Origin of the sequence: Paenibacillus yanchengensis, assembly GCF_042684845.1 — a bacterium.
Lineage (GTDB): Bacteria > Bacillota > Bacilli > Paenibacillales > Paenibacillaceae > Pristimantibacillus > Pristimantibacillus yanchengensis.
Genome location: NZ_JBHUMH010000013.1, coordinates 170,292 through 176,817 on the forward strand (window position 1 = coordinate 170,292; position 6,526 = coordinate 176,817).

A 6,526-nucleotide genomic window follows, 5' to 3' on the forward strand; every position below is an offset into this window, starting at 1 on the left:
AAAGCTCTGCTCGAAGCCAGATTGGTTCTTCTTTGTTTGGTATTGTTAAAATGCCACATATCGACCATTTGGGCAAATAAAACGATCATCTAGCTATCAAAATGATGAATTTGGTAAGATGATACGTATGAAAGGGAATCGGGAATCCATTATCATTAAACCTCTATACTTATGTGCATAATAATCCGCTAAGGTATATTGATCCAAGTGGTAATTACTGCGTTTCACAAGATGGGAAATGGGCTCATAGTGGAAGTTGTAAATCAGATTCGAGTGTGTATCTCGGTGATGATGACACTTACTATGGTAGTCCAAAAATTGAGAATGGAGTCATAACTGGATACGTTGGAAAGAATGGTCCATTTCAGAAAAAAGAATTTAATTTTTGGAAAGAGTTTGGCGAAGGGTCTATTATTGGCTCTGTTGATGGCATCTTGGGGAATTACGTTCACGATCAATTTATGAAAACAAAGCATGAAGTTATTAGAGTGCCAACTCTAGGAGTAGCAAGTAGTATTGATCGTTTTGTATATCCAAGTTACCTCGATAAAACAATTGCAAATCTGTCTAAAACTGCAGGAGTAGTATCTTTGGGGATTACTGGTTTTAATATTTTTCAAAAATATACAGGTGCTGATAGATATTGGGCAGCTGCTTTAACGGTAGCGCTGGCACAGGTGCAACCGTTGGTGGAACAGTAATAGTTACAATAGGTCTAACAGCAGTAACTGGTGGAGGATATCTTGTTGCAGTTGCTGCTGTTGGAGCAGGAGTAAATTATGCTGTTGAATACTTGAAAACGGAATTCCTTAAGTAAAGGAGACATAATGAGTATAATCTACGAAAACTTATCTTTACCATTATATTTGCTACTTACAGTACTGCTTCCTACTTTAAGCATTGTTATTTTTTTTAGAAGTACGAAGAAGAAAAAGTCGATTTCATTTATGTTAGGTATGGTATGTATTTGTATAATTGGATATTTGAGCGCCTATATTAGTATTGCTGAAGAGTATAACTGGAATGGAAATTTTAGTGATTGGGCACCTTTCATTCTTTATCTAGCAATAGCGTTAATGTTTGTTTTTATATCTATCGGCGCGTACCAATTAAATAAAGATAATAAACAGATGAAAAGAGTAATTATTATTTGTATATACGTTTTATTGATAATAATGATATTCTTTATATTATTTTACTTGATAAAAAGTTAGTAACCTAAGTGACCACATGCGAGCGTAATAAATCCATGTGGTTTCTTTTCTGATGCCACAAGAAAATATTGAGTTTGTTGTTATCATTACTGGACAATTCTACCGTCTGATATATTGTTTATCGAAAGAAGACAAGTGATTCTGTACATGCTCAAACAAGAATAAATACATTTTTATGTTGACGTATACGGTAAACGGTTATGGTGATGTGACTGGTATTATGGATGCTGAAGGCGAGCTAATCAATGAGCACACGTACGATATCTGGGGCAAACTACTGGAGCATTCCGAAACGATAGAGCAATCTTTCCGCTACTCGGGTGAATACTGGGATGAAGAGACGAATCTACAATATTTACGTGCACGTTGGTATGATCCAAGTATTGGACGGTTTATAAATGAGGATGTGTATGAAGGGGAACTGACGAATCCGCTAAGTCAGAACCTTTATACGTATGTGTATAATAATCCGTTGATTTATGTTGATCCGACTGGGAACTGGTGCGAGTCCGCAGGTGGTAAGCATGGTCATTGGGGAGGATGTAACGGTGGCAAAAAAGGAGTTGAGGTTTTTGGCGATTATAAGGGAGCGAAATATACTCCTGACGATGTTTACGCCAAAAGTAAATTAGTAAATCTTTCGTATGATGATTTTCCACTTTGGAAACAAATTGGCACTGCTTTAATGAATGATCCTTTAACTGCAGTGGAAAAGAACAAGAACACTATTAATAGAGTTGCATCGGAAAGGGGAGTCTCTCCTTCTCTTATCGGAGCAATTATCTTCAGGGAGCAAGTTTCAAGGAAGGATATGGATCTATTTGGTAGTTCAGTTGGTTTAGGAGCTATAACTCCTGAGACAGCAAGGGAAGCCTGGCGATCCATTGATATAAGTATGATCTTGCCAGAGAAAGACAATAAATTAAAATCGAAACTAAAGAATGATAATGCCTTTAATATTGAAACAATTTCTGTAATACTCTTATATGAAAATCAACGACTGGGACAGAGTGTGATAAACAAAACAACAGTGGCTCACTACAACTCTTCAATGAGTACAGCAGATGCTATTGCTAAGGGGAATCATTATGCTGACCAAGTATATAGCTATATGGAATATATAGCGATTCTTTTAAAATGAAGAAAGGAGATGAAAACCATCAAAAAAACACTAATCTGGTGTGCGGGAATAATTTTAGTCCTTTATCTTGTTTTCTTTTTTTGGATAAGACCTATCCTTGGGAGAGAGATTATTCTCAATCAAATCATACCAGAGAATGCGAACACGACTTCAGAGCTGATTCACATTGCTGATGTACATATCAGCAAATATTTGAAAGGTAATTCATTTCACATTGGTAGTGTGCTTATGGAACTCGACTTGAATCATGAAGGACAAGTACGGATTACTTATGTGAGTGAACGAGAGCAAGGAATACCAGATGTGTATACAGTACATTTCGACACAGTAACGAATAGACTAATCGACATCAATAAGCCATTCAGGGAGGATAAAAATAATCCAGGAAACCTAAATTTCAACAAATGGAAAATTACGGATAGCGAAGCATTTCGTATTGCACTTGAATCTTTTAATAACGCAGAGGAACGATTCGATTTTGAAAATTATAATATGTTGACAATAGGTGTAGGACAACCTTCTTGGTGGGTCATTTTTTATCAGGAACAAAAAATGTATCGAGTAAGGGTAGATGCCTTTTCGGGAGAAGTGATTAATCAGGGTGGATAGCCTAAATTAAGAGAAGCCCATTGTTAGACGGTGGTATGAAGTGCTCCCTGTCAAGTGGGCAGAGTAAAAATGGATCGGTTACACTAAGTTTGACAGATAAAATAAGGGTAAGTAAATTTGGATGGTTAAACGAATGAAGTGTCATGATAAGTCATAGTATCAGATGGCGATTTTAAAAAACAGCCCGTCCCCTAAATTATCGGAAGAGTCGCATTATAAACTAGGTCATGTATGAATTGGAATGAAATAATCCACTGGAGCATTTCGAAACGATAGAGCAATCTTTCCGCTATTCTGGAGAATACTGGGATGAAGAAACGAATCTGCAATATTTGCGAGCTCGTTGGTATGATCCAAGCATTGGACGGTTTATATATGAGGATGTGTATGAGGGGAAATTAAGAATCCACTGAGTTTGAATTTGTATACGTATATGCAAAATAATCCGTTGACGAATATCGATCCAACTGGACATTGGTGTGAATCTGCCGCTAAAGATTCAAATCGTAATCCTCTATATTCGCATGCAGGTAATTGTAGTAGTTCAACATCAACTTGGAGTGCAGACTACAAAAATAATGGAAAGTTAATAAGAAATGGGAAAAACTTTGTAGGACCATTGCGAACGTATAATTACTACGCAGAAACTAAAATAGGGAATATATACAATTACTAGAAATATGATGACTCTGTTTACCGGAATGCTCCTGAAGACCTTCAGTCAATATAAAAACAATCTGCATTTTCCGAAACGTTTAAGAATGGTATGGCACTGGAATACTTCGTAGCAGATGTTACGTCAGTTAATTTACGCGGACTTGATAAAGTGGTCAAAATAGGTAAAATCAACAAAGCAACTGGTTGCAATTGTTTCATAGAGGTACAAAGGTTCTAACAGACGAAGGGGAGAAAAATATCGAAGACATTGAAGTCGGAGATATGGTTCTTGCCAAGGATGAAAATAACCCTGATGGAGAATTAGCTTACAAGGAAATCACCAATCTTTACCGCAACCAACATGATGATATAATTAAGCTATATGTTGGGGAGCAAGTCATCGAGACGACTGATAAATCATCCGTTCTGGGTAGAAGGTAAAGGGTGGCTGTTTGCAGATGAACTTCAAGTAGGCGATAAACTCCAGAAAGCTGACGGAAGTAATCTAACGATAGATAAGGTTGAGTTTGTTAAACTGGATGAGCCTGTTACGGTATACAACTTTACGGTTGCTGACTTCCACACGTATTATGTAACGGATATCGGTATTTGGGTTCATAATACAAAATGTGGATACAAAGACATTACAGTCGGGAAAAGTGTACGAAATATTGAAACAGATGTTACAAGAGCAGGTTTTGAGAAAAGTCTTATCGGGGACGGATGGAAAAAGTCGGTTAGTAAAGATGGTAGAGTTACCATCTATTCTAAAGATGGTGCGCAATATACTGTTCGTGACACATCGAACCAATGGCAACGAACAGCTGAGTTTTGGTCTAAGGGAGCTACAGAGGTCACAACTAAGATTAGATTGGGGTCATCCAAATGAGTCAGAGTAAAGTAATTAAAGATAAAGAACAATTTGAAGAAGCATCAAATCTAGTTGAAAAAGCGTTCGATTGTGAAAAACGCTTGCCCGAGCAAGTTTTCTTAGTTCCTTGGCAAACAAAATGTGTATTCGACTTTGCTAAAGCAATGGGTTATTCCTTTTGGAATGAACTTGAGCGTCTAGTTACTCTCTCTGGAGACTCATTTATTCTAATGGCTGTTTTAGACCCACATCCTGTAAATTATTATTATAAAGAGTTTTCTCAATACAATTGGTGTATCTTTCCCAAGGGAATTACAGCTAACGAGTATTGGAATACATTTAAATGGAGTCCTGAGGATAGTCCTGCTGATGCCATTGTTCATAATTCAGAAGTAGTTGTGTGGCTTTCACCCACTATGAAATGGGCAATTTGGGGTGAGAGAAATTGTGGTATTTGTATTCTAGGTTTAAGTGATGAGACAAGTAGTTTCACGAGTGAGTCATGCTTATCGCTTGAGACAGCAATTACAGACTTAGTATCATTAAACTTCGGGAATAGCATACCCGACGAAATGAAATCAAAGTTTATGTCACATTACAACGACATGAAGTAAATACTGACGAGACCTTGAGGGGGCAATCCTCAAGGTCTTTCTTTTACCCCCACCGAGTACCGAATGAATTGAGCGGTACGCACCGAAATCACTTAACCCTCATTACCTCTGTATGATATTCCTCTATGTTTGTACGTTGGAAGTTTAGGGGAAAATCACATTCACTTATTGTTATCCTGTCCATCGGGTCTTGTCCCAAGTAAAATTATGCAGTATCTAGAAGGAAGATCATCGAGACTATTTCAAGATCAATTTCCCGATTAAAAAAATTGGGGACAACATTTGTGGGAAAGAGGTTATTTTTGTCCGACTGCTGGAATAGTAGATGAAGAAACGATTAGAAATTATATTGCGAATCAGTTTAATGAAGAAAAGAACGACATATTTAGTATTGAAGAATGAGTTTAGTCAAAATTAAGTTTGCTTAAGCAAAAGGACTTTAAGAGGACTTCAGTCATAAGCAACGACTTTAGTCGTCGACATTTTATGTCCTAATCCACCTGCTTTAGCAGGTGGTTGTTTAAGTAAACAATAATTGAAAAACATCTTCCAATAAAATGTAACGTAATAAAGATTAAATGTAAGAATACTACTTGTGGTAGTAAGTATAGATTATATGAGAAAGTAGGAGATGTTATTGGAATATTTCAGAAATGATTTATGGGATGATATTAATTCTTTGGATATCGAGAAAAGCAAGCGTGCTAAAGATGAGTGGGAAGCCAGTGCTGAAGTTTACTGGGAGCAATATGACAGGTTGATGAGTACAAGATTGAATGAAAAAACATTTAATGCACTGAATGATAATAAATTTCATGATTGTAGGGTTATCGAATGTAAAATAACTCAAGGAGACATCCGATTCCCGTGCTCATCCAGTTTTGCTATTGTAGTAGAGTTTGATGATGAAGATTGGATTATTGAGTACAGGAAGGTTATTAGTTTGAGCATTCATATTTACGAAGATTTTGATGGTCGTAGTAATGGGTTTGAAGAATGGGGATACCATGAATTACTTCCTGTTAATGATAGAGTGCTATCTCATGAGATTCTGTTTTCATCAGGTGCGACTATAAAGGTAACTTTTCTAGATAAAGATATTAATATAAGACAAACATAATTTTGTTTGCGTTCTAAACATGACCAAATTTGATAGTCTCAATCAAACTGTGTATAACAAAGTCAATTAGGAACCGCTCGATGAGAAATTCCCGATAGGAAAAACGTGCCGTATATGAAATTTGATGCTCACTTCTTAAAAATATAGGGGATTAGCATGTGTTGGCTTTAATGATGGAAGATAACACCTTTACTTATGATGCGTTAAACCGTATAGCGACTTCTACCTTATTCGACGAAAGTTATACGTATGATAAACGTGGTAATCGTCAGACGTTAGTGACGGAAGCAACTCCACTGG

General features: G+C 36.7%; 7 protein-coding genes and 2 pseudogenes. All 9 read left to right on the plus strand.

Going from position 1 to position 6,526, the window contains the following annotated elements:
• The first annotated feature begins 275 nt into the window (after nt 1-275).
• Nucleotides 276-701 carry a hypothetical protein gene (locus ACFSTH_RS06135; RefSeq protein WP_377770112.1) on the plus strand — a complete coding sequence of 142 codons (426 nt, stop codon included), beginning with the start codon at nt 276-278 and terminating at the stop codon, nt 699-701.
• A 688-nt stretch (nt 702-1,389) separates the two neighbouring features.
• Nucleotides 1,390-2,355: an RHS repeat-associated core domain-containing protein gene (locus ACFSTH_RS06140; RefSeq protein ID WP_377770111.1), complete on the plus strand. Its 966-nt coding sequence runs from the start codon at nt 1,390-1,392 to the stop codon at nt 2,353-2,355.
• Between the two features lie 9 nt (nt 2,356-2,364).
• Entirely contained in the window at nt 2,365-2,964 is a 600-nt protein-coding gene (locus tag ACFSTH_RS06145) for a PepSY domain-containing protein (protein WP_377770110.1), read from the plus strand.
• Between the two features lie 281 nt (nt 2,965-3,245).
• A pseudogene (locus tag ACFSTH_RS06150) lies at nt 3,246-3,439 on the plus strand (RHS repeat-associated core domain-containing protein); the annotation flags it as partial.
• A gap of 464 nt (nt 3,440-3,903) precedes the next feature.
• Nucleotides 3,904-4,062 carry a hypothetical protein gene (locus tag ACFSTH_RS06155; RefSeq protein WP_377770261.1) on the plus strand — a complete coding sequence of 53 codons (159 nt, stop codon included), beginning with the start codon at nt 3,904-3,906 and terminating at the stop codon, nt 4,060-4,062.
• Complete coding sequence (locus ACFSTH_RS06160) at nt 4,004-4,510, plus strand: polymorphic toxin-type HINT domain-containing protein (RefSeq protein ID WP_377770109.1); 507 nt, start codon at nt 4,004-4,006, stop codon at nt 4,508-4,510. The genes ACFSTH_RS06155 and ACFSTH_RS06160 overlap by 59 nt, the downstream gene beginning before the upstream one ends.
• Nucleotides 4,507-5,106: a hypothetical protein gene (locus ACFSTH_RS06165; RefSeq protein WP_377770108.1), complete on the plus strand. Its 600-nt coding sequence runs from the start codon at nt 4,507-4,509 to the stop codon at nt 5,104-5,106. The genes ACFSTH_RS06160 and ACFSTH_RS06165 overlap by 4 nt, the downstream gene beginning before the upstream one ends.
• A gap of 129 nt (nt 5,107-5,235) precedes the next feature.
• A pseudogene (tnpA, locus tag ACFSTH_RS06170) lies at nt 5,236-5,508 on the plus strand (IS200/IS605 family transposase).
• Nucleotides 5,509-5,743: 235 nt separating this feature from the next.
• Nucleotides 5,744-6,226, plus strand: a complete 483-nt coding sequence (locus ACFSTH_RS06175; protein ID WP_377770107.1) for a hypothetical protein — start codon at nt 5,744-5,746, stop codon at nt 6,224-6,226.
• Nucleotides 6,227-6,526: the final 300 nt, after the last annotated feature.